Annotated in this window: 27 protein-coding genes; 8 read left to right on the top strand and 19 right to left on the bottom strand. The window is 62.5% G+C overall.

Features of this window, described 5'->3' with window-relative positions; genetic code table 11:
* Nucleotides 1–203: 203 nt before the first annotated feature.
* The 5 genes from grxD to NKK51_RS10780 all read right to left on the bottom strand — a co-directional run bounded on the left by grxD (nt 204) and on the right by NKK51_RS10780 (nt 5,413).
* Complete coding sequence (grxD, locus tag NKK51_RS10800) at nt 204–539, bottom strand: Grx4 family monothiol glutaredoxin (RefSeq protein WP_006332883.1); 336 nt, start codon at nt 537–539, stop codon at nt 204–206.
* A 181-nt stretch (nt 540–720) separates the two neighbouring features.
* Nucleotides 721–954 (bottom strand): BolA/IbaG family iron-sulfur metabolism protein, encoded by a 234-nt coding sequence (locus tag NKK51_RS10795; RefSeq protein WP_010909092.1) that lies wholly within the window; start codon nt 952–954, stop codon nt 721–723.
* Nucleotides 955–1,087: 133 nt separating this feature from the next.
* On the bottom strand, nt 1,088–1,609 hold the full coding sequence (locus tag NKK51_RS10790; protein WP_352552724.1) for a hypothetical protein: 522 nt from the start codon (nt 1,607–1,609) through the stop codon (nt 1,088–1,090).
* Nucleotides 1,610–1,652: 43 nt separating this feature from the next.
* On the bottom strand, nt 1,653–3,884 hold the full coding sequence (gene purL, locus NKK51_RS10785) for a phosphoribosylformylglycinamidine synthase subunit PurL (protein WP_352552722.1): 2,232 nt from the start codon (nt 3,882–3,884) through the stop codon (nt 1,653–1,655).
* A 119-nt stretch (nt 3,885–4,003) separates the two neighbouring features.
* On the bottom strand, nt 4,004–5,413 hold the full coding sequence (locus tag NKK51_RS10780; RefSeq protein ID WP_352552720.1) for an aminotransferase-like domain-containing protein: 1,410 nt from the start codon (nt 5,411–5,413) through the stop codon (nt 4,004–4,006).
* Between the two features lie 93 nt (nt 5,414–5,506).
* On the opposite strand from NKK51_RS10780, the gene NKK51_RS10775 reads away from it, so the two are divergent.
* Nucleotides 5,507–5,758: a DUF1127 domain-containing protein gene (locus tag NKK51_RS10775; protein WP_128303279.1), complete on the top strand. Its 252-nt coding sequence runs from the start codon at nt 5,507–5,509 to the stop codon at nt 5,756–5,758.
* Nucleotides 5,759–5,836: 78 nt separating this feature from the next.
* Here the strand turns inward: NKK51_RS10775 and NKK51_RS10770 are convergent, their stop codons facing one another.
* The 6 genes from NKK51_RS10770 to purC all read right to left on the bottom strand — a co-directional run bounded on the left by NKK51_RS10770 (nt 5,837) and on the right by purC (nt 9,386).
* The gene (locus NKK51_RS10770; protein ID WP_352552718.1) at nt 5,837–6,478 is read right to left on the bottom strand and encodes a Pr6Pr family membrane protein; all 642 of its coding nucleotides are present in this window, start codon (nt 6,476–6,478) and stop codon (nt 5,837–5,839) included.
* Between the two features lie 3 nt (nt 6,479–6,481).
* Nucleotides 6,482–6,889: a hypothetical protein gene (locus tag NKK51_RS10765; protein WP_352552716.1), complete on the bottom strand. Its 408-nt coding sequence runs from the start codon at nt 6,887–6,889 to the stop codon at nt 6,482–6,484.
* The gene (locus NKK51_RS10760) at nt 6,886–7,551 is read right to left on the bottom strand and encodes a glutathione S-transferase family protein (protein ID WP_352552715.1); all 666 of its coding nucleotides are present in this window, start codon (nt 7,549–7,551) and stop codon (nt 6,886–6,888) included. The genes NKK51_RS10765 and NKK51_RS10760 overlap by 4 nt, the downstream gene beginning before the upstream one ends.
* 84 nt (nt 7,552–7,635) lie before the next feature.
* Nucleotides 7,636–8,304, bottom strand: a complete 669-nt coding sequence (gene purQ / locus NKK51_RS10755; RefSeq protein ID WP_023810341.1) for a phosphoribosylformylglycinamidine synthase subunit PurQ — start codon at nt 8,302–8,304, stop codon at nt 7,636–7,638.
* Between the two features lies 1 nt (nt 8,305).
* Nucleotides 8,306–8,548, bottom strand: a complete 243-nt coding sequence (gene purS, locus NKK51_RS10750; protein WP_023810342.1) for a phosphoribosylformylglycinamidine synthase subunit PurS — start codon at nt 8,546–8,548, stop codon at nt 8,306–8,308.
* Nucleotides 8,549–8,591: 43 nt separating this feature from the next.
* The gene (gene purC, locus NKK51_RS10745) at nt 8,592–9,386 is read right to left on the bottom strand and encodes a phosphoribosylaminoimidazolesuccinocarboxamide synthase (protein WP_013532127.1); all 795 of its coding nucleotides are present in this window, start codon (nt 9,384–9,386) and stop codon (nt 8,592–8,594) included.
* A 273-nt stretch (nt 9,387–9,659) separates the two neighbouring features.
* Here purC and NKK51_RS10740 point away from each other — a divergent pair, with 273 nt between their 5' ends.
* Nucleotides 9,660–9,980 (top strand): DUF1476 domain-containing protein, encoded by a 321-nt coding sequence (locus tag NKK51_RS10740; RefSeq protein WP_013532126.1) that lies wholly within the window; start codon nt 9,660–9,662, stop codon nt 9,978–9,980.
* Nucleotides 9,981–10,106: 126 nt separating this feature from the next.
* Nucleotides 10,107–10,880, top strand: a complete 774-nt coding sequence (locus NKK51_RS10735; RefSeq protein ID WP_023810343.1) for an HpcH/HpaI aldolase family protein — start codon at nt 10,107–10,109, stop codon at nt 10,878–10,880.
* A gap of 6 nt (nt 10,881–10,886) precedes the next feature.
* On the opposite strand, the gene NKK51_RS10730 is transcribed toward NKK51_RS10735, so the two are convergent.
* Nucleotides 10,887–11,441 (bottom strand): RBBP9/YdeN family alpha/beta hydrolase, encoded by a 555-nt coding sequence (locus NKK51_RS10730; protein WP_352552854.1) that lies wholly within the window; start codon nt 11,439–11,441, stop codon nt 10,887–10,889.
* Between the two features lie 249 nt (nt 11,442–11,690).
* On the opposite strand from NKK51_RS10730, the gene NKK51_RS10725 reads away from it, so the two are divergent.
* Nucleotides 11,691–12,506: a VOC family protein gene (locus NKK51_RS10725; RefSeq protein ID WP_023810345.1), complete on the top strand. Its 816-nt coding sequence runs from the start codon at nt 11,691–11,693 to the stop codon at nt 12,504–12,506.
* Nucleotides 12,507–12,521: 15 nt separating this feature from the next.
* On the opposite strand, the gene NKK51_RS10720 is transcribed toward NKK51_RS10725, so the two are convergent.
* From NKK51_RS10720 to NKK51_RS10700, 5 genes are all read right to left on the bottom strand, one after another.
* The gene (locus NKK51_RS10720; protein WP_352552712.1) at nt 12,522–13,124 is read right to left on the bottom strand and encodes a metallophosphoesterase family protein; all 603 of its coding nucleotides are present in this window, start codon (nt 13,122–13,124) and stop codon (nt 12,522–12,524) included.
* Nucleotides 13,097–13,249 (bottom strand): metallophosphoesterase family protein, encoded by a 153-nt coding sequence (locus tag NKK51_RS10715; RefSeq protein WP_352552711.1) that lies wholly within the window; start codon nt 13,247–13,249, stop codon nt 13,097–13,099. Before NKK51_RS10715 ends, NKK51_RS10720 begins: the two co-directional genes overlap by 28 nt.
* A 7-nt stretch (nt 13,250–13,256) precedes the next feature.
* Nucleotides 13,257–14,558, bottom strand: a complete 1,302-nt coding sequence (purB, locus tag NKK51_RS10710) for an adenylosuccinate lyase (protein ID WP_352552709.1) — start codon at nt 14,556–14,558, stop codon at nt 13,257–13,259.
* A gap of 59 nt (nt 14,559–14,617) precedes the next feature.
* Complete coding sequence (locus NKK51_RS10705; RefSeq protein WP_352552707.1) at nt 14,618–15,031, bottom strand: hypothetical protein; 414 nt, start codon at nt 15,029–15,031, stop codon at nt 14,618–14,620.
* A 107-nt stretch (nt 15,032–15,138) separates the two neighbouring features.
* Nucleotides 15,139–15,864 (bottom strand): DUF2259 domain-containing protein, encoded by a 726-nt coding sequence (locus tag NKK51_RS10700; RefSeq protein ID WP_128303288.1) that lies wholly within the window; start codon nt 15,862–15,864, stop codon nt 15,139–15,141.
* Between the two features lie 128 nt (nt 15,865–15,992).
* Here NKK51_RS10700 and NKK51_RS10695 point away from each other — a divergent pair, with 128 nt between their 5' ends.
* Nucleotides 15,993–16,247: a DUF2171 domain-containing protein gene (locus NKK51_RS10695; protein WP_127269889.1), complete on the top strand. Its 255-nt coding sequence runs from the start codon at nt 15,993–15,995 to the stop codon at nt 16,245–16,247.
* A 9-nt stretch (nt 16,248–16,256) separates the two neighbouring features.
* On the opposite strand, the gene NKK51_RS10690 is transcribed toward NKK51_RS10695, so the two are convergent.
* Nucleotides 16,257–17,282: a P1 family peptidase gene (locus tag NKK51_RS10690; RefSeq protein ID WP_352440159.1), complete on the bottom strand. Its 1,026-nt coding sequence runs from the start codon at nt 17,280–17,282 to the stop codon at nt 16,257–16,259.
* Nucleotides 17,282–18,355 carry a branched-chain amino acid ABC transporter substrate-binding protein gene (locus tag NKK51_RS10685; RefSeq protein ID WP_023810352.1) on the bottom strand — a complete coding sequence of 358 codons (1,074 nt, stop codon included), beginning with the start codon at nt 18,353–18,355 and terminating at the stop codon, nt 17,282–17,284. Before NKK51_RS10685 ends, NKK51_RS10690 begins: the two co-directional genes overlap by 1 nt.
* 179 nt (nt 18,356–18,534) lie before the next feature.
* Here NKK51_RS10685 and NKK51_RS10680 point away from each other — a divergent pair, with 179 nt between their 5' ends.
* The 3 genes from NKK51_RS10680 to NKK51_RS10670 are packed head-to-tail and all read left to right on the top strand — an operon-like array spanning nt 18,535 to nt 21,236.
* Nucleotides 18,535–19,062: a flavin reductase gene (locus NKK51_RS10680; RefSeq protein WP_027036962.1), complete on the top strand. Its 528-nt coding sequence runs from the start codon at nt 18,535–18,537 to the stop codon at nt 19,060–19,062.
* Nucleotides 19,059–19,988 carry an AAA family ATPase gene (locus NKK51_RS10675; protein WP_023810354.1) on the top strand — a complete coding sequence of 310 codons (930 nt, stop codon included), beginning with the start codon at nt 19,059–19,061 and terminating at the stop codon, nt 19,986–19,988. The genes NKK51_RS10680 and NKK51_RS10675 overlap by 4 nt, the downstream gene beginning before the upstream one ends.
* Nucleotides 19,989–19,991: 3 nt before the next feature.
* Entirely contained in the window at nt 19,992–21,236 is a 1,245-nt protein-coding gene (locus NKK51_RS10670) for a vWA domain-containing protein (RefSeq protein ID WP_352552705.1), read from the top strand.
* Nucleotides 21,237–21,277 lie beyond the last annotated feature (41 nt).

Raw genomic sequence — 21,277 nt, 5'->3', positions numbered from 1 at the left:
TTGCCGATTGCGGCTCTGGTTTTGACTGGTCCACGGCAAGTCCGATCTTTCAAACGAAAATGCGCCGGCGGGCCGGCGCATTGGCTCGTCTTGGTCCTGGGTTCAGGACATGAAAATTGCCGAGGTGGGCTGCTCCCGGCGCCTTTGTGCATGACCCCGAAAATCAAAATCAACCTTCGGATGGCAATATGCACAAACAGAAATCAGGCGGCGCCTTTGACGCTGACGCCCTTCTCGACGAGGAACGTCTGCAACTCACCGGCCTGGAACATCTCGCGGATGATATCGCAGCCGCCGACGAATTCGCCCTTGACGTAGAGCTGAGGGATCGTCGGCCAGTTGGAGTATTCCTTGATGCCCTGGCGCAGTTCAGCCGAGTCCAGAACGTTCACGCCTTTGTAGTCGGCGCCGATATAGTCGAGGATCTGGACGACCTGGCCGGAAAATCCGCATTGCGGGAAACCGGGCGTGCCTTTCATGAAAAGGACGACGTCGTTGCCCTTCACTTCATTGTCGATGTAGTCGTTGATACCGCTCATGGAATATCCTTTCCTGCCTGTGGGAGTCAGGCTCGAAACATATCCCTTCAAATAAACCCAACGATTGCTCGAAACAAGACGTTAGCCGTGCCGTGGCTGAAATGGCGCAAAGGATGAGCCGTGTTGGGCCAAGCGGTTCTCTCGACCCTGATCCGCGTGGTTGCGGTTGTTCCGGTGCGGCTCAGTCAGGAACGCTGGTCTGCAGCGCCAGTGCGTGCAGCACGCCACCCATATTTCCTTTCAGCGCGTCATAGACCATCTGGTGCTGCTGCACGCGGCTTTTCCCTCGAAAGCTCTCGGCCACCACCTCGGCCGCATAATGGTCGCCGTCGCCGGCGAGATCGCGGATCGTCACCTTGGCGTCCGGAATGCCGTCCTTGATCAGTTTTTCGATGTCGTGGGCATCCATTGCCATGGCAAAATCCTGTTTCGAGCGGCCGGCAGCCGGCCATAAGATGAGAGTCGGGCGAGCCTAAAGCCTTTCCGGTCCGGATTGAAGCCGTTCTGTGCCACCAACGGCAAGACGGTTCGATGGCTTCAGAGAAAGACTAGGCCGGTGGGCTTGCTTCATCCTCGGCAACGTCGTCACGTGTCGAGAAAGCACGGCCAAGGCTGAAGGCAAGTACATAGAGCGGCAAGTTGAGCACGAGGCTGACAATGGGAAGATAGCTCGTCATTTGCCAAGCCGGCGAGAAGAACGCCTGGCCGTAGCCGTCGCAGGTCAACGACGAGCCGTACTCCCACAACGCGCCTACGACCACCGCGCTGGCAAAAAGCTTGATGCAGGTGACAATGTGCCTTGCCCGTGCCGGATCCGGCGCCAGGCGGTCCCACAGAACCAGGCAGACGATCGGGACCGCGTAGATGAGATTCTGCGCGATGAGCATGGGGATGGCGCCATTGGCCGCGGCAAGGAACTCCGCGCGCGTTTCCAGCCGCATGCACACCTCGCTTGAGGTTGTCGACAGCAGGAAAAAGACGAACGGTCCCAGGAACCAGAAGAAGAACAACGACGGCCAGAAGACGACTGCAAGCAGCGCCCGGGCAGCCAGTTTCCTGTGATTGATCATGAGTTTCCCGAAAACCGTTCCCACTTTCGGGATCATGCTCTCGTCAACTGGCCTGGTCCATGAAGCGGGGGAACCAGCCTTCGTGCGCCGCGGAGAGTTCGCTGACCGGGATTGCCCTGGCGTCGCCAAGCTTCAGCGCGCTGCCCCCGGTCGAGCCGATCCACGGCGCGAAGATGCCGAGTTCGCCCTGCTGCTTGCGAATGGCGTCCCATTCGTCACCATGCGGATCGATCGACAGCGTCAGGAGATAACGGCCCTGATCCTCGCCGAACCAGACCGGGATCGGATCGGTGCCGACAAGCCCGGGAACGGCGGCGCCAATTCCGGACGCCATCGCCATCTCGGCAAGTGCAACGGCGACACCGCCATCGGAAACGTCGTGCGCCGCCGTGACGACACCGGATGCGATGAGCGCGCGCACATGGTCGCCGACGCGCTTTTCGTGATCGAGGTCGACCGGCGGCGGCGGGCCATCCGTGCGGCCGTGTATGTCCCTGAAATAGACCGATTGACCGAGATGCGTTCCCCAGGAGGCCGGCGCGCCGACCAGCAGGATCATCTGGCCCTCGGCCGCAAAGCCGGTCCGTACCATCTTCGACCAGTCGGCGATCAGCCCGACGCCGCCGATAGTCGGGGTTGGCAGGATGCCCTGGCCGTTGGTCTCGTTGTAGAGCGAGACATTGCCGGAGACGATCGGGAAGCCAAGCGCACGGCAGGCGTCGCCTATGCCTTTCACCGCGCCGACCAACTGGCCCATGATCTCGGGCCGTTCCGGATTGCCGAAATTGAGGTTGTCGGTGGCGGCCAGCGGCAGAGCGCCGGTGGCGGTCAAGTTGCGCCAGCATTCGGCCACCGCCTGCTTGCCGCCTTCATAAGGGTCGGCCTCGCAATAGCGCGGCGTCACGTCGGACGAGAAGGCGAGCGCCTTGGTCGCATGGCCTTCGACCCGGACCACGCCGGCATCGCCGCCTGGAAGCTGCAGCGAATTGCCCTGGATCAACGTGTCATACTGTTCCCACACCCAGCGCCGCGAAGACAGGTCGGGCCCGCCGAGCAGCTTCAGCAGCGCGTCGGCAACGTCGGCTTGCGGAATGTCATTGGCGGCCAGCGGCGCCGGCTTCTTCGGTTCGGTCCACGGCCGATCATATTCCGGAGCCTTGTCGCCAAGATCCTTGATCGGCAGGTTGGCGACCTCGTCGCCCTGGTGCAGAACGCGGAAGCGCAGATCGTCGGTGGTCTTGCCGACGATGGCGAAATCGAGCCCCCATTTGTGGAAGATCGCCTCGGCTTCCTTTTCCTTTTCCGGGCGCAGCACCATCAGCATGCGCTCCTGGCTTTCCGAAAGCATCATCTCGTAGGCGCTCATGCGCTCTTCGCGCACAGGAACCTTGTCGAGATCGAGCTCGATGCCGAGGTCGCCCTTGGCGCCCATTTCGACCGCCGAGCAGGTGAGGCCGGCGGCACCCATGTCCTGGATGGCGATGACGGCGCCCGAGGCCATCAGTTCGAGGCTGGCTTCCAGCAGGCACTTTTCGGTGAAGGGATCGCCGACCTGCACTGTCGGGCGCTTCTCATCGATCTTGTCGTCGAATTCAGCCGACGCCATGGTGGCGCCACCGACGCCGTCGCGGCCAGTCTTGGCGCCGAGATAGACGACCGGCAGGCCGACGCCCTTGGCTTCCGACAGGAAGATCGCATCGGTCTTGGCAAGGCCCGCCGCAAAGGCGTTGACCAGGATGTTGCCATTGTAGCGGGCGTCGAAATTGACCTCGCCACCGACTGTCGGCACGCCGAAGGCGTTGCCATAGCCGCCGACGCCGGAAACCACGCCTGAAACGAGGTGCCGGGTCTTGGGATGGTCAGGCGAGCCGAAGCGCAGCGCATTCATCGCCGCGATCGGCCGCGCGCCCATGGTGAAGACGTCGCGCAATATGCCGCCGACACCGGTCGCCGCGCCCTGGTAGGGCTCGATATAGGACGGGTGGTTGTGGCTCTCCATCTTGAAGACGACGCAGTCGCCGTCGCCGATGTCGACCACGCCGGCATTCTCGCCCGGCCCCTGGATGACTTGCGGACCGGTGGTCGGCAGCGTGCGCAGCCACTTCTTCGAGGATTTGTAGGAGCAGTGCTCATTCCACATCGCCGAGAAGATGCCGAGTTCGGTGAAGCTCGGTTCGCGCCCGACAAGATCGAGGATGCGCTGATACTCGTCGGGCTTGAGCCCGTGTGAGGCAATGAGCTCAGGGGTGATCGGCACGGAATTGGAAATGGTCATGGGCGGCGATTTATATCCGGGACGTTGGGATTTTGAGTCCCGTCTTATCGCAAGCCTCGCGGCCGATACACCCATGGATTGAGGAAAAACGACGGAAAACCGGACAAAGCCACGCAGTGTCAGGAGAAGCTGTCGTAGCCGGCGCGGCCTTCATCGAGAAGTCGCCGGATCGCCGCGACGCCTTCGGCTATGTCCTCGCGCTGTCTCGGCTGCGAAACGCCAAAGCGGACGCCATGGAAAACCTGCTCGGAGCGGCCGGCCTTGAACTCGTCCTCATCGTCGATCAGCACGCCGTGCTCAAGGCAGGCGTTCTTGAAGGTGCCGGAAAGCCAGGGGTCGGGCAGGGTCAGCCAGACAAAGGGCACCCTGTCATGCGACTTGAACGCGAAGCCGGCCAAAGTCTCGCGCACGATGGCGATGCGGGCGCCGATTTCGGCGATGCTGCGCTTGCGTATCTCATCCGCCTGACCTGACAGCACCAGCCTTGTATTCACCTCCGCCAGCAGGAAGGGCATGCCGCCGGTCATCATCTTGTGGGCGACACGGATGCGGTGGCGGTAGGCGGGCGGGCAAGAAAGCCAGCCGCCGCGTACACCGGCTGCGACCGACTTCGACAGGCCGCCCGCGACAATGGTGCGTTCAGGCGCATACTCGGCCAGCAATGGTGTCGGATCATCGGTCAGATTGCCATAGAGGTCGTCCTCGATGAGGACGACGTTGTATTCGCGTGCGACATGGGCGATCGCCTCGCGGCGCGCCGCCGACAAGGTGGCCAGCGTCGGATTCTGCGCAGTCGGCATCAGGAAGATCATCTTGGGATGCTTTTGCGCGCAGACGCGCTCGAAATCCTGCGGATCGATGCCTTCCTCGTCCGATGCCACCAGCGCGGTGCGCCTGCCGATCAGGCCGGCACTGCGGGAAATCTGCGAGTAGGTGAGGTGCTCGAAGGCAACATAGTCGCCAGGCATGGTGAGCGCCGCGATTGCCGCCATCACCGCCGCATGGGTGCCGAGCGTGGGAACGACGGTGTCGGCACTCGGACGAAACGAATTGCGCGCCAACCAGCGGGCGCCGGCTTCGTACCAGCGGTCGGGAAAATCCCGCGTGTAGCTTGAAATCTCATGTGGATGGTCCTGCGCCGTGCGCGACAGGACACCGGCGACGATGTCGCCCTGGCCGATATCGGGTGCTGCGGTGCTGTCGAAACGCAACTTGCCTTTAGGCGCATCGATATAGCGTGTGCCTTCGCCGCCGACGTCCGGAGCCGGAAAATCCGGCTTCGCGCGCTGGCCGAGCACATAGGTTCCACGCCCGACTTCGCCGCTCACCAGCCCACGCTCGCGCAGCAATTGATAGGCCCGGCCGACCGTGCCGACGGTGGTGCCGATGTCGTAGGCGAGGTCGCGTTGCGGCGGCAGCTTTGCGCCGGCATCGATCACGCCGCGATCGATGTCCGTCTCGATGGAATCCGCCAGCCGCTGATACAGCGGGCCGGAGCCGGCAGTGAGATCTGGAAGCCAATTTGTCATGGTGACAATTTTCTATATTGCACCGGCACATGAGTCAATACATATCAATCGCGTGCAAAAAAGGGTACAATTTAGACCATCGGCAGAAAGAAAATGAATACAATCGCGACAATACGTCATTCGAGCGCTGCATTATCAGGCCAATCGATACGCCCGTCGGTTCAGCGCGGCTTTGTCAGCCGCCTTGTGCGCGTGCTGAGGTCGCTGGCAAGATGGATCGACAACCTGCTGGATCGCCGCCGCAGCCGGTTGGCGCTGCTGGAGATGACCGACGACCAGCTCAAGGATATCGGCATCTCGCGCTGCGATGCCCACCGCGAGGGCATCAGGCCGTTCTGGGACTGACCGTGATCCCAAAAGTGGGAACCGGTTTTTGGGAAAGATAATGGTCCCTGGAAATGCGGACAGGACGTCCGCACAGTTCTAACGGACGCTCGATGCCCTGGTGCGAGCAATGCCATGGTCCGCAAGGACGGCGACCACGCACAGCACGAGGAAAAGTCCGGTGATGGCTGCGACCGAGATGACGACGCTGGTCGCGCCGTTCTTGGCGATGTCCAGGAAAGGGTAGGGCACCTCGCCGGCAAACGGCGCCCGCACCAGCGCATAGACCAGATAAGCGATGGGATAGATCACCCACCAGGAAATGTCGCTCCACCGCGTCCTGCCGTCAGCGCCCGATATCAACCACCACAGCACGAAGAGCACCGGCGTCACATAATGCAGCAGGACGTCGCAGAGCAGGAACAGCCCCTGCGGCTGCCAGAGTTGTGCCAGGACCGTTGCATAGATGATAAAAACCAGCGCGATCGAAGCGGCAACGCCGGCCCGCATCCGCGCGCCTGCAAAGGCCGGCAGCCAGCCATATCCGGTGGGTGACAGCAGCGACGTGTACACCAGCACCGCGCCGATGTTGGTCAAGATGGTGAAGAAGCTGAAGACGAAAATGACGGAGCCAAGCAGGCTGCGGCCTGCTTCCATCGATGCCGGAATGCTGATGCAGAACTGCAGGATGAGCCCGGCCAGACCGATGACCAGCCCCACAATCTGCAGAAAGCGGCCCATGGGCTAGGCCGTCGCGGCGCAGGCCGGATTGCCGGTCTGCCAACGAGCGATGTCCGAGCCGATGCGGGCGCCGAGCGGATCGTTCATCAGCGGTCCGAAGACGTCGACACGGCTAGAATTGCCTTGCGCCTGCACGACCAGCAGTGGTTTGCCGCCATAGTGCTTGGCCGGCACCAGCAGGAAACGCGGCGTGCCGCTGAACGAGTTCAGTTCATTGGCCATCTGATATGACTTGAAGGCCGGGTCCTTGCTGGCGATCCAGCATTTGTGGGCAGCGATCGCCACTTGTTCCATGGCCAGCAGCGCAGCACTTTTGCCTGAGGGAACAGGCGTGCTCTTTGGCGTCGACTGGCAGGATGCCAGCACAAAGCCCGCCGCGGCGACCAGCGCGATCGTCTTCGACTTGATCAAGCGGCACCCATCTCAAGCTCGGAAAGAAAAATCTTCAAACCATCGGTCATCTCGCCCCACACCCGCGACAATGCCGGGTGTTGCGAGGCGATCTGCTGGTAGGCGTCGAATTTCGGATAGGCGTCGAGCAGGTCGTGGCGTCCCGTCATAACGCGAAAATTGTTGAAGATGAACCGCGTCGGCGTCAGCCAGGCATCGGCGAAACTAATGTCGTCGCCGAGTGCGAAGGGCCCTTGCGCCATGCGGGCCTCGATCGCCGCCAGTCCATGATGTAGGCGGGCGAACTGGGCGTCGATCTCGGCATTGTTTCGCTTCGGCACGGAATGAAGCTCGAAAAGCTTCATCATCGGTGTCAGCACATCGAGATCGGTGATGCGGGCGAACATACGCACCAGCGCGCGGTCCTTGGAATCGGGCGGCAGCAGCGCCGGTTCCGGGAACCGTTCCTCGAGATATTCGGCGATGACCACCGATTCGACGATGGTTTCGCCCGAGCCGGTGATCAGAACCGGAATCCGGTTCATCGGTGAGATGGCGCGAAACTCTTCCGGGATGGGGAAACCGGGCGGCGGCGCGATGATCTTGAGTGGTACGTCCTTGACGTAGGCCAGTGCCCGCACGATCGACGAGTAGGGCGACAACGGCCGCGAATAGAGTTTCATGACCGTCTCTCTCCCCAATGAACCAGACTTGCTCCAAAGAGACAGGAATGTCCGGCTGTTTTCAAGCTGTTCGCTTCGATATCGTCAGGCGGCGATGCCGAGGGCGCTCTCGAACAGTCCGCGGCCGTCGGTGCCGCCATGGGCTGCTTCGATCAGGTTTTCCGGGTGCGGCATCAGCCCGAGCACATTGCCTTGGCTGTTGACGATGCCGGCAATGTCGTTGATCGAGCCGTTGGGGTTGGTGCCCTCGGCATAGCGGAACACCACCTGGCCTTCGCCTTCGAGACGGGCAAGCGTGTCGGCGTCGGCGAAATAATTGCCGTCATGATGCGCGACCGGCGAGCGGATGATCTGGCCCGGCTGATAGCGGCGGGTGAACATGGTGTTGGCATTGGTGATCTCGAGCTTCACCTGCCGGCAGACGAATTTCAGCGAGGTGTTGCGCATCAAGGCGCCCGGCAACAGGCCGGCCTCGACCAGGATCTGGAAACCGTTGCAGACGCCGATGACCGTAACGCCGGCGGCCGCTTTTTCGGCCACAGCCCGCATGACCGGCATGCGCGCCGCGATCGCGCCGCAGCGCAGATAGTCGCCGAAGGAAAAGCCGCCCGGAATGGCGATCAGGTCGACATCGGGGATTTCGGTGTCGGTCTGCCAGACGGTGACTGGCGGTGTTCCCGAAATCTTGGTCAACGCCGCGATCATGTCGCGGTCGCGGTTGAGGCCGGGCAGGAGGACGACGGCTGCTTTCAATTTAGGCAATCTCCACCGCGTAATTCTCAATCACCGTATTCGCCAGCAGCTTGTCGCACATGGCCTTGAGGTCGGCCTCGGCCTTGGCCTTGTCACTTTCGGCCAGTTCGACGTCGAAAACCTTGCCCTGCCGCACCGCGCCGACGCCGCCGAAGCCAAGGCCCGACAATGCGTGTTCTATCGCTTTGCCCTGCGGGTCGAGCACGCCGTTCTTGAGGGTGACGGTAATGCGGGCCTTGATCACGCTGGACATGCTCCTGTTCTGACTATCAGTTCGCAAGCCGCGATCAGTGCGGCTTGCCTTTGAGGCCGTCGGTCGAGGCGACGAGCACCGGGCCGGTCGGGCGCGGCGGCTCGTTCTCGTTCATGATGCCGAGGCGGCGGGCAACTTCCTGGTAGGCCTCGACGAGGCCGCCCATGTCGCGGCGGAAACGATCCTTGTCGAGCTTGTCCTGCGTCGCCACGTCCCACAGGCGACAGGAATCCGGCGAGATCTCGTCGGCGACGACAATGCGCATCATGTCGCCCTCGAACAGCCGGCCGCATTCGATCTTGAAGTCGACGAGCTGGATGCCGACGCCCATGAACAGGCCGGAGAGGAAGTCGTTGACGCGGATGGCCAGCGCCATGACGTCGTCGATCTCCTGCGGGCTCGCCCAGCCGAACGCAGTGATGTGCTCTTCCGACACCATCGGATCGTCAAGCGCGTCGGCCTTGTAATAGAATTCAATGATCGAGCGCGGCAGAACGGTGCCTTCCTCGATGCCGAGCCGCTTGGACAGCGAACCGGCGGCGACATTGCGCACCACCACTTCGAGCGGAATAATCTCGACTTCCTTGATCAACTGCTCGCGCATGTTCAGCCGGCGGATGAAATGGGTCGGGATCCCCATGCGGTTCAAATGGTTGAAGATGTACTCGGAAATGCGGTTGTTGAGGACGCCCTTGCCGTCGATGACTTCATGCTTCTTCTTGTTGAACGCGGTGGCGTCATCCTTGAAGAACTGGATAAGCGTGCCCGGTTCGGGTCCCTCATAGAGTATCTTGGCCTTGCCTTCATAAATGCGGCGGCGATTTTTCATCTGATTTTTCTCTGGGGTTCCGGACAGGCGGTATCAGACCATTTCCTGTCCGTCTGCCTGAAATAGTGCGGCTACGGTAGGGTTCAATGCCGGGTCTATCCCAATCACATCGTTTGCTCAATCGGCAAATCCTTCCAATCAACCGCTTTCGGGACTGAAATGCCGCAGCGCAGCATGCGATGAAGCGTATTGACCGGCCCGCGACCTTTTGGTTTGTGCTTTGGCAACGCACATATTCACCGCCAACGAATCGAATTTGACCGGAGGGACGCCATGAGCAGCATGAAAGACCGCGAAGAGGGCTTTGAGCGTAAATTCGCATTCGACGAGGAGCTTCGGTTCAAGGCCTCGGCACGCCGCAACAAGGCGCTCGGCCTGTGGGCCGCCGAAAAGCTCGGAAAGTCCGGCGCTGATGCCGACGCCTATGCCAAGGAAGTGGTTATCTCCGACATCGAGGAAGCCGGCGACCACGACGTGTTCCGCAAAATCCGCGGGGATTTCGACGCGGCCGGCGTCGAGCAGTCGGACCACCAGATCCGCCGCACCATGGACGAACTGATGGCGCAGGCGATCGAGCAGATCAAGAACACCTGATCCGGGCCATGCGCTGATCCCGGCCATACGCTGGACCAATCGACCGCCCGGCCTATCCGGGCGGTTTTTCTTTGCCTTTGTCACGATTTCCGGCTGAAACTGCCGGAGTTAACAAGGAAAGTACCCATGTCCCTGAAGTCCCGCCTCGCGGCCGACGAAACGTTGTTCACCGCATGGTCCGGCGTGCCGGATGCCTTGACCGTCGAGATCGTCGCCAAGCAGGGCTTTGATGCCGTCACGCTCGACATGCAGCATGGCGGCCATCACGAAGACAGCGTGCTGCGTGGCCTGGTGCCGGTGCTCGCTGCCGGCAAGCCGGCGCTGGTGCGCATTCCCGTTGGCCGTTTCGACATGGCAAGCCGCGCGCTCGATTTCGGCGCCGAGGCGGTCATCGCGCCGATGGTGAATTCGGTTGCCGATGCAAAATTGTTCGCCGCCGCCATGAAATACCCGCCGCTCGGCGAGCGCTCCTGGGGTCCGACCTACGCTTTTCCACGCCACGGCAAGGGCGACCAGGCCGAGTGGCTGCGCGACACCAACCAACGCACCATGGCCTTCGCCATGGTCGAGACGCGTCCGGCCCTCGATGCGCTCGACGGCATCCTCGACACGCCCGGCATCGACGGCATCTTCCTCGGCCCATCGGATTTCTCGATCGCCTGGAGCAATGGTGCGACCGTCAATTCGACGCTGGAAAGCATGATGGAGACGGTGGCATCGGTGGCCGAGCGCACCCGCAAGGCCGGCAAACATGCGGCGATCTACGTTGTCGAGCCGGCAATTGCCGGCCGGGTTGTGTCGATGGGCTATCGCCTGCTGGCCATGGGCTCCGAGCATTCGCTGATCGGGCTTGGCGCAAAAACGCTGATCAAGAGCGTCCGCGATTCGATTGGGTCCTGAAGAAACTCAGGGTTTCAAATCCGTCAGGAATTTGGCGAAGGTCATTGAACCTTCGGGCCACGGCCCGAAGCCTGAATCCGCGTTCAGATGACCGGTCTCGCCGGCATCGATGAATAGTGAGCCCCATGCACCGGCAATGTCTTCGGCGACATCGAAGGCGCAGAACGGATCGTTGCGGCTGGCGATCACGATCGAGGGAAAGGGCAGCGGCTCACGCGGGTAGGGACCGAAGGTCATCAGGTGCCTGGGCCTGATCTCGGGATTGGCGACGTCGGGAGGTGCCACGAAGAAGGCCCCGGCGATCGGCTTGCTGAATTGCGGAATGGCTTGCACCGCAGTGGTGACGCCGAGCGAATGCGCGACCAGGACGACCGGCCGCTCGGCCTCGTTGACCGCCTTGGCGACGCTCGCCGTCCAGTCCTCGCGAACCGGCTTCGACCACTCGGCCTGTTCGACGCGGCGCGCCGTCGACAGTTTCGACTGCCAGCGGCTCTGCCAATGGTCGGGGCCGGAATTGGTGTAGCCCGGCACGATGAGGATATCTGCGTCTCTGACCTTCATGGCGCTGAGATAGCGAGCGGCATCGCTTCGTGCAACCGGCGGGAACGCCACTTTTGATCACAATAGTGAACACCATGTTCGCTTCTTCGCGTCTTGTGTGAACGATGCCGATGGACGATCTGTGGTCAGGAAAAGAAACAGCCGTGCGCGGGAACCCTGACTTTGGAACTGACACGACGTACAATGATCGGCGGAGTGGGGCTTCTCGCTTTGGGAGCTTCATCGCAGGCCGGTCGAACGGAGCATTTGATGAGCGAGTTGCCTTTTGCCGCCACCACCCCAGTCAGCGTTGCCCGCGTCGGGCTGAAGGCGCGCGACGCGGAAAGCCTTGCCGCATATTACCGCGAAATTGTCGGTCTGCAGGAGTTGAGCCGTGCCGATGGTTCGATCACGCTGGGCGCCGCCAACCGTCCCTTGTTGGTGCTTGAGCAGGACGCTTCAGCTAAGCCGGATGATCCGCGCAGCGCCGGGCTGTTCCACACCGCCTTCCTGCTGCCCAGCCGCGCCGATCTCGGCCGCTGGATCAACCACGCTATATCGAACAAGATCGCGATCGAGGGCGCTTCCGACCATCTGGTCAGCGAAGCTCTGTACCTGACCGATCCCGAAGGCAATGGCATCGAGATCTATGCCGACCGCCGCCCGCAGGACTGGAAGTGGAATGGCGACAAGATTGCCATGGCAACGGAGCGGCTGAACATTCCGTCCGTCGTTGCCGAAGTGCCTGCGGGTGACGCCGGCTGGCAGGGCGCGCCGGAAAACAGCATCGTCGGCCATGTCCACCTGCGTGTCGGCAGGCCGGAAGACGCCGAAGCCTGGTGGAACCAGGAATTCGGCTTCGACACGGTGGCGAAATATGGCGGCCAGGCGGTGTTCCTGTCGTCGGGCGGCTATCACCACCACATCGGCGCCAACGCCTGGCAGAGTTCAGGCGCAGGCCGCCGCGATCCCTCCCGGTCAGGTCTGGCCTGGGTCGAGATGCGTTCGGACAAGGCATCCACCGAAACCACGCGGGAAGACCCGTGGGGCACGGTGATCCGCACCGTGCCTGGCGCTGCCGGCTAAGCGCCCGCTGCGCTCTTAAACAGAACTGGCGGCGTAACCGGTCAGCAATCCGTGTGCCCAACTGTCGAAGCCGGCCGCCGTCGCGCGGCTGGATGCTTCGGCCCAGTCATAACTGACCGCGTGATGGCTGAACGACCATTCTCCGCGCTTGTGCGTGGCGAGGGCGTAGCGGGCATGCGGGCTGCCGGTCACGGTAAGGCCGGGAAACGCCTGAACACCGACGCTGCCGGGATTTAGGATCGTCTGGCGGTCGGAAAGCCGCACGGCGCGCGGCGTATGGGTGTGGCCGCACAAGGTCAGCCCGGCATCGATGCTGCCGAGCTTGTGTCTGATTTCTTTTTGATTGGATGGATAGAAGTGATTGCCGCCGTCTTCCTCGAGCAGGAACGTCTCGTCGTCGCTGGGGCTGCCGTGGCAGAGCAGAATTTCAGGGGCGAGCGTCAGGGCAATCGGCAATGCCAAAAGCCAAGCCAATGACGTCTGGGAGAGGCAATGGTGGGTAAAGGCATCGACGTCTTCCAGCCCGGAAGCCGGCGGCTCGATCAGCACACGGTCGTGATTGCCGCGCACGGTCGGCCAGTTCTGTGCAATCAAATATTGCGCGGTTTCTTCGGCCATAGCGGCCCGGAGAGACAATCACCCAGATTGACGATGATGTCGGGAGAATTGTCCTTGATCCGCGCATGAACCGCTTCAAGCGCGCGCAGATTCCCGTGAATGTCGGAAAGGACAGCCAGTCGCATGGAAATCCTATCCGAACACCCGCTTGAAGATCGTGTCGACATGCTTGGTGTGATAGCCCAGGTCGAATTTCTCGCGGATCTCGGCTTCCGGCAGCGCTGCGGTCACTTCCTTGTCGGACAGTAATTCCTCAAGAAAATCAGCGCCTTGCTCCCACACTCTCATGGCGTTGCGCTGCACCAGCCGGTAGGAGTCTTCGCGCGACAGGCCCGCCTGCGTCAGCGCCAGCATGACGCGCTGCGAATGCACGAGGCCGCGGAACTTGTTCATGTTCTTCAGCATGTTGTCGGGATAGACGAGCAGCTTGTCGATGACGCCGGTCAGCCGTGACAGCGCGAAATCGAGCGTCACGGTGGCGTCCGGGCCGATCATGCGCTCGACCGAGGAGTGCGAGATGTCGCGCTCGTGCCAGAGCGCCACATTCTCCATCGCCGGCAGCGCCATCGAACGCACCATGCGGGCAAGGCCGGTGAGGTTCTCGGTCAGCACCGGGTTGCGCTTGTGCGGCATGGCCGACGAGCCTTTCTGGCCCGGCGAAAAATACTCTTCCGCCTCCAGCACCTCGGTGCGCTGCAGATGCCGGATCTCGATCGACAGCCGCTCGACCGAGGAGGCGATGACGCCGAGCGTGGCAAAGAACATCGCATGGCGGTCGCGCGGGATCACTTGCGTCGACACCGGCTCGGGCTTCAGGCCGAGCTTCGCCGCGACATGCTCCTCGACATAGGGATCGATGTTGGCGAAGGTGCCGACTGCGCCCGAAACGGCGCAGGTGGCGATGTCTTCGCGCGCGTGCACCAGCCGCTCGCGGCAGCGCGAGAACTCGGCATAGGCCTGCGCCAGCTTGACGCCGAAGGTGGTCGGCTCGGCATGGATGCCATGGCTGCGGCCGATGGTGACCGTGTCCTTGTGCTCGAAGGCGCGGCGCTTGAGCGCTGCAAGCAGACCATCGATGTCGGCGAGCAGGATGTCGCTGGCGCGGGTAAGCTGCACCGCAAAGCAGGTGTCGAGAACGTCGGACGAGGTCATGCCCTGATGGATGAAGCGGGCGTCCGGCCCGACGAATTCGGCAAGATGGGTGAGGAAGGCGATCACGTCATGCTTGGTAACGCGCTCGATCTCGTCGATCGCCTCGACATCGAATTTTGCCGCCCCGCCCTTTTCCCAGATGGTTTTTGCCGCTTCCCTGGGGATGACGCCGAGTTCGGCCAGCGCGTCGCATGCATAGGCTTCGATCTCGAACCAGATGCGGAACCGGGTTTCTGGCGACCAGATGGCGACCATTTCCGGCCGGGAATAGCGAGGGATCATCGGTCAGTCCTGACATATCGAGAAGTTTGCCCGCGTCCTAACAGAGGCGAGCAAAATGCTCAACGCCGCTGGCGCGCAAACCAGACGCCCGCGGCAAACAGAGCGATGAAACCAACTGGAAAATAGAGCCGGATGCCCAGCACCACGAACTGATAAAGCGCAATCAACGTCGTGAAGACGAACTGGAGGACCCAGGTGCGGGTGAAAGCAGGCGCATGCCACTCGGCATAGTAGGAGCGGTACTGCAGGGCAAACAGCCCGGCGGTCAGGCCGATCGTCGCCGCGGCTAGGCACACGAAGGCCGCGGCAAAGGCGACTTCCCAGCGTCTTCCCTGCGAAACCAGCCGCGCCGCGAACAGGCCGATAGGAAAGGCCAGCGCAGCTCCCAACGCGAACAGTACGGTGACAATGCGGATTTTCGCCGGCGTCTCCCAGTCGTCCAACAACAGGGTGACGAGCGCACTGGCGCCCATCGTCGTGGCCCATAGCAAGGCGCCATAAAACGCAGTGCGCGGCGTCGGTATAGCGCGGCGAAGGCGGTTCAGCGAACGATCGCGCGGGGCGGGTGGGACAAGCGGTGTCACAGGCGGCCGGTCACCGCGATCCAGCGAAAGTCCGGGCCTTCAAAGCCGTACTGGCGCACCGCGATCAGCACGGCATAGGCGCTGAGACTGTCCATCGAAAAGGTCTGCACGGCGCCGATGCGGTAGCCGTTCGGGCAACCCCGGCTTTTCGGTATCGCCTTATCCTCGTGCAGCAGCTTGGTGGTGCCACCATCCTGCGCCTCGATGCGCAGCAGCCGGAAGCCGTTGATCTCGCCCTGGCTCTCGCAGCCCTTGGTGTTGTTCATGCCGATCTCGTCGAGCCGGAACTCGAGCGGTGGGTCGACCGGCGAAAAGATCGGGCGCGGATTGACCGCCATCCGGTGCGGATCCGCCGAAAGCTCGGTCACCGGGTTGAAACCCGCGGTGATGCCGCGATTGGCGCTCAGCTCGGCCTGACTGACAATGGCTTCGCCTTTTTGCCGGGCCTGAAGGCGCGCCGCATCCAGTTTGGCATTCTCGTCCTCAAGCCGGACCCGGATCGGCGTGCCCTTGAGAAAGCTGTCGGTGCTGGTGTCGATGTAGTAGCGGTTGGCATAGGGAAAACCCGATCCATCCTGCACGCCATATTCCTCGAAAGCAAAGACGCTGCCGTCCTTGGTGAAGCCGAGGATTTCAAGTTCGGCGACATCGCCGGCATGAGCCGCGATCGAGGTGGCAAACTGTGCAAGCAGGCCAACGGCAAACAGAAAGAGCATTCGCATCGGTCTTCACCCCCGTGATCGTCTCAATCCCCTAGCACGCCGAAATCAAAACGTCGTGCGGTGCGAAAGCCGATGCATCCAATCGGCCCGTCATTTGTTATGGTCGGCAGTCCCAATGGAGAACCACCATGACCGACACCAGCAAAATTCGCGAGCATATGGAAGTTGTCGGCGCCGACGGCGTGCATGTCGGCACTGTCGACAAGGTCGATGGCCAGCGCATCAAGCTGACCAAGGCCGATAGCGGCGAGGGCGCTCACAAGGGCCATCATCACTATATTCCCCTGAGCCTGATTGCCGAAGTCGACGGGAAGAAGGTCTGGCTGTCGGCGAATTCCGATGTTGCGGTGACGTTCGAGGAAGAAAAGTCCGATCGGGTCTGATTGATCGCTTCACCTCAGGCGTGACGACCAGACCGGAAACAGATCGTTTTCGGCAGGCGTTGCCGCATAGACGCCGCGACTGATGGCGCGCGCCATGGTGGCGCCGGCGGCGGCGTAGAGATCGATTGCCGCATCGGCGGAGAGTTCGATACCGCTCGTGCCGGTCGCCAGCGCGAATACAAGATCGCCATCGGCCGGTGTGTGCGTCGGCCATATGGCGCGCACGAACCCGTCATGCGCCGATATTGCCAGGCGCTTGGCGGCAGCTTTTGTGAGCACCGCATCGGTGGCAATGACGGCGATGGTGGTGTTGCCGCCGGTCTCCATCGGCCTTCCCATATGCTTGTCGCGGTATTTCAAAAGAATCCTTTTCGCGTCGTCCGGCATCGGCGAGGGATAGCCAAGCCCACCGAATTCGTCGCCGATTTCGAATGGTGCTGCCCAGAAATGGCGGGTTCGGCTGACGGTTACCGAGCCCGTCGGATTGACGGCGGCCAGCGCGCCGATGGTGACGCCACTTTCCAGCAGCGTCGAGGCGGAGCCGAGGCCGCCCTTTAGCCCCGAGGTCAGCGCACCGGTGCCGGCACCGATCGTGCCGAGTTGGAAATCGGCGGTGGCGGTTTGCGCCGCCTCATAGCCAAGCTCACGGTAGGGCGGATAACGGCCCCAATCCTTGTCGCCGCCATTGCGCAGGTCGAACAGGATCGCCGATGGCACGATCGGCACGCGAAACCCACCGACCTCGAGGCCGATGCCGCGTTCGCGCAACGCCGCCTGCACGCCGGATGCCGCGTCGAGGCCGAAAGCCGAACCGCCTGAAAGCACGACGGCGTGCACCACATCGACCGAATTGTGCGGTTCGAGCAGGTCTGTCTCGCGCGTGCCCGGCGCGCCGCCCAGGATCTGAACGCCAGCCACCGTCGGCGCATCGCAAAGCACGGTCGTCACCCCGGATTTCAGCCTGGCGTCGGACGCATTGCCGACGCGCAGGCCGGCAACGTCGGTGATCAGGTTGCGTGGGCCGGTGCGAAACATCAGTTGCTTTCCAAGGGCGCAAAGCGCGTGCCGTCGAAACGGAAGACGCGGTAGGGGCTCTGGCTGAGGTCGCCTTTTGCATCAAAGCGGATCGGCCCGATCGCCGTGGTGAAATCCTGCCCGGTCAGGGCTTCAGCCAATGGCTTGCCCGAGCTTTCGGACAAGCTTGATGCCGCCTTGGCGATTTCGACCGCGGCGTAGGCGGGCAGCGCATAGCCGTCGGGCACGATCTTCCTAGCGTCAAATGCCGCCAGCACTTTTGGATCGGCGACATCGGCCCATTCAGGCGGTGCGATCATCAGCGTGCCCACGGCATAGGGCACGTCGCCCGGCGGTGTGCGGAGATTTTCGCCGCCGGCAAAGACGATGCCAGCCTGAAGCTGTGCGGCATCGCGGCCCATGATGGCGATGTCGTCGCCGTCGCCGCCAGCAAAGACATGCGTCGCGCCGGCCTTCTTCAGCCGGCCGATCATGCCGATCTGGTTGTCGAGCTGTGGCCGGAACGTGTCTGTGAATACCGGCCTCAGCGCTGCCTGTTCGGCCGCTGCCCGCAACGTCTCGGCGATCTCACGGCCGTAGATGGTGCCGTCGTCGATAATGGCGAACAGCTCGTTCTGCCACAGATGGGTGAGGGCAGAAGCGACGGTGTTGCGCTCATCGTCGCCGCGTAGTCCGAGGCGATAGACCGGCCAGCCAGTCTTGGCGCGGCGGTCGGTTAGGCTTTCGGTCCGCACGCCAACGGTGATGACCGGAATGCCGGCGTCCTTCAGGATCGGCATCGCCGCCTCGATCGCCTCGGTGCAGAGGAAGCCGACCACGATATTGACCTTGGCGGCGGCAAATTCCCTGGCCGCGGCAGCGCCGCCATCGGCGGTGCAGGCATCATCCACCGTCTTGAGTTCGATGCCGTTCGCCTCGGCGGCCAGACCGGTGCCGGCCTCGATCTGCTTGCCGAGAATGGCCGATGGTCCCGACAGGGGCGCTGAGACGCCGACGAGCAGCGTCTGGGCATCCGCGGCACTGGCCAGAAACAGCCAGAACAGCGCCGCTATTGTTCTTGTCCTGGGTCGCATTCGAGCGATGGGTCCCTCCGTGCCGGCTCTATGCTCCCGGCACTATTACCGCCAAGACCTAAAGGCTGCCCGGCCTTGGTGCAACACGCGAATTTCGGGATATGGCTCAGGCACTTCGCTTGTGGCGGGCTATGTCTGGCCATATATGTCGGTAGGATCCTGACCATGGAAAATTTACGGTGCTGAAGAAGAACGACATTGGGCCGCAGGCCTATCGCGACGCGATGAGCCACTTTGCCGGCCACGTCCATGTGGTCACCACCGACGGGCCGGCCGGCAAGCGCGGCACGACGGTGATCGCCGCCTGTTCGGTGTCGGACACGCCGCCGACCATCCTGGTCTGTCTCAACCGCGAAAATGCCAAGAATGAGCTGTTCGTGAAAAACGGCAGGTTTGCCCTGAACACGCTGGCCTCGCACCAGGAGCCACTGTCGGTCGGCTTTTCCGGCATCACCGGCCTGCCGGTCGAGGAACGTTTCGCGCTTGGCGAATGGGATGTGATCTCTACCGGCGCACCGACGCTGAAAGGCGCGCTCGCCGTGTTCGACTGTGAATTGATCGACACCAAGGATCTGGCCACCCATCGTGTGCTTTTTGGCAAGGTGACAGGTCTGCGTATGGGCGATAATTTGCGGCCGCTGATCTACCACGCCCGCGGCTACCACGTACTGGAAAGCGGAGCGGCGGCGTTCACGGAGAAAGAATGACCGAGCTGAAACCGCGCGCCGCGCCACGGACGATCGACGAGACGCTCGATCTCCTGACCGGTGCGGACTATGTGGCGGACCGGTCGCTGGCGACCGTGCTGTTCCTGTCGTTGCGTATGAAGCGGCCGCTTTTCCTTGAGGGCGAGGCCGGCGTCGGCAAGACCGAGATCGCCAAGGTGTTGGCACAGGCGCTCGGCCGCCGGCTGATCCGCCTGCAGTGCTACGAAGGCCTTGACGTTTCCTCTGCCGTCTACGAGTGGAACTACGCCGCGCAGATGATCGAGATCCGCATGGAGGAGGCGGCCGGCAAGGTCGAGCGCTCCGCCATGGAGCGCAACGTCTTCTCCGAAAAATACCTGATCCGCCGCCCGGTGCTCGATGCGCTGACCGGCAAGACGGGCGCTGCCCCGGTCTTCCTGATCGATGAGCTCGACCGCACCGACGAGGCCTTCGAGGCCTTCCTGCTCGAAATCCTGTCCGATTTCCAGGTGACGGTGCCCGAACTCGGCACCATCAAGGCGGAAGAACCACCGATCGTCATCATCACCACCAATCGCACCCGCGAAATCCACGATGCGCTGAAGCGGCGCTGCCTTTATCACTGGGTCGACTATCCCAATGCCGAGCGCGAGCTGGAGATCGTGCGCCGCAAGGTGCCGCAGGCCAACCAGCGCCTTTCGGCCGAAGTGGTCTCCTTCATCCAGAAGCTGCGCCAGATCGAGCTGTTCAAGGTGCCGGGCGTCGCCGAAACCATCGACTGGGCCGGCGCGCTGACCGAGCTCGACAAGGTGGCGCTCGATCCTGAAACCGTCTCCGACACGATCGGCGTGCTGTTGAAATACCAGGACGACATTGCCCGCATCGAACAGGGCGAAGGCCGGCGCATCCTCAACGAGGTGAAGGCCGAGCTTTCGGCGGCGGAGTAGGCGATGCTGCGCCCCGAGCCAAAAGAGGCCATGCCGCACGGGCGAATCGCCGACAACATCGTCTATTTTGCCCGCACCTTGCGCAAGGCGGGCATGCGGGTCGGGCCGGCCTCGGTCAAGGACGCCATCGAGGCGGTGCTGGTCGCCGGCATCGGCTCGCGTGACGATTTCTACTGGACGCTGCACGCCGTGCTGGTGTCCAGGCACGAGGATCACGCCATTTTCGATGAAGCCTTCCGGCTATTCTGGAAATCGCGCGAGCTGATCGAAAAGATGTTGGCGATGTTTTCGCCGGTCGCACCTGACAACAGGGAAAAGCAGAAGCCCCGTGCTGCCGAGAACCGCGTCAGCCAGGCGATGTTCGAAGGCCACCAGAAGAACCAGCCGCGCCAGGAAATTCCCGAGATCGAAGTCGACGCCCGTTTCACCTTCTCCGGCAACGAGGTGCTGCGGGCTAAGGACTTTGCCCAGATGAATGCCGCCGAAATGGCCGACGCCAAAAAGGCGATCGCGCAGTTGCGGCTGCCTTTCGACATGGTGCGCACCCGGCGCTTCAAGGCCGATGCGCATGGCCGCCGCATCGATCCGCGCGCCATGATGCGTTCGGCTGCGCGCACCGGCGGTGAACTGATCCTGCCGAAGTTCCGTTCGCCGCGCGAGGTTCACCCGCCGCTGGTGGTGCTGGCCGACATTTCCGGGTCGATGAGCCAGTACACGCGGATTTTCCTGCATTTCTTGCATGCACTGACGGAAAAAAGGCGTCGCGTGCATACCTTCGTCTTCGGCACCCGGCTCACCAACCTGACCCGGCAAATGCGCCATCGCGACCCGGATGCAGCGCTTGCCGACTGTTCGGCGGCGGTCAAGGACTGGTCGGGCGGCACCCGCATCGGCGACACACTTGCCGAGTTCAACCTGATCTGGTCGCGGCGCGTGCTGGGGCAGGGCGCGGTCGTGCTTCTGATCACCGATGGGCTGGAGCGCGACGATGTCGGCGGCCTTTCGGAAGAAATGGAGCGCCTGCACAAATCCTGCCGGCGGCTGATCTGGCTGAACCCGTTGCTGCGTTTCGACGGCTTCCAGGCGCGTGCTCGCGGCGTCAAGGCGATGCTGCCGCATGTCGACGAGTTCCGCTCGGTGCACAATCTCGATGCGCTCGCCGATCTCTGCGCGTCGCTGGACAAGAAGTCGGCACAATCCGTCGATCCCCGCCGATGGCTGGAAGCTGGCGCGAGGCACGCCGCATAACCATATCTTTCCCATCCGGAAAACAGATCCCGAGAAAAACA

The organism is Mesorhizobium sp. M0011, assembly GCF_040324155.1.
Taxonomy (GTDB): Bacteria; Pseudomonadota; Alphaproteobacteria; order Rhizobiales; family Rhizobiaceae; genus Mesorhizobium.
This window is presented reverse-complemented; position numbering and strand designations above follow the sequence as displayed.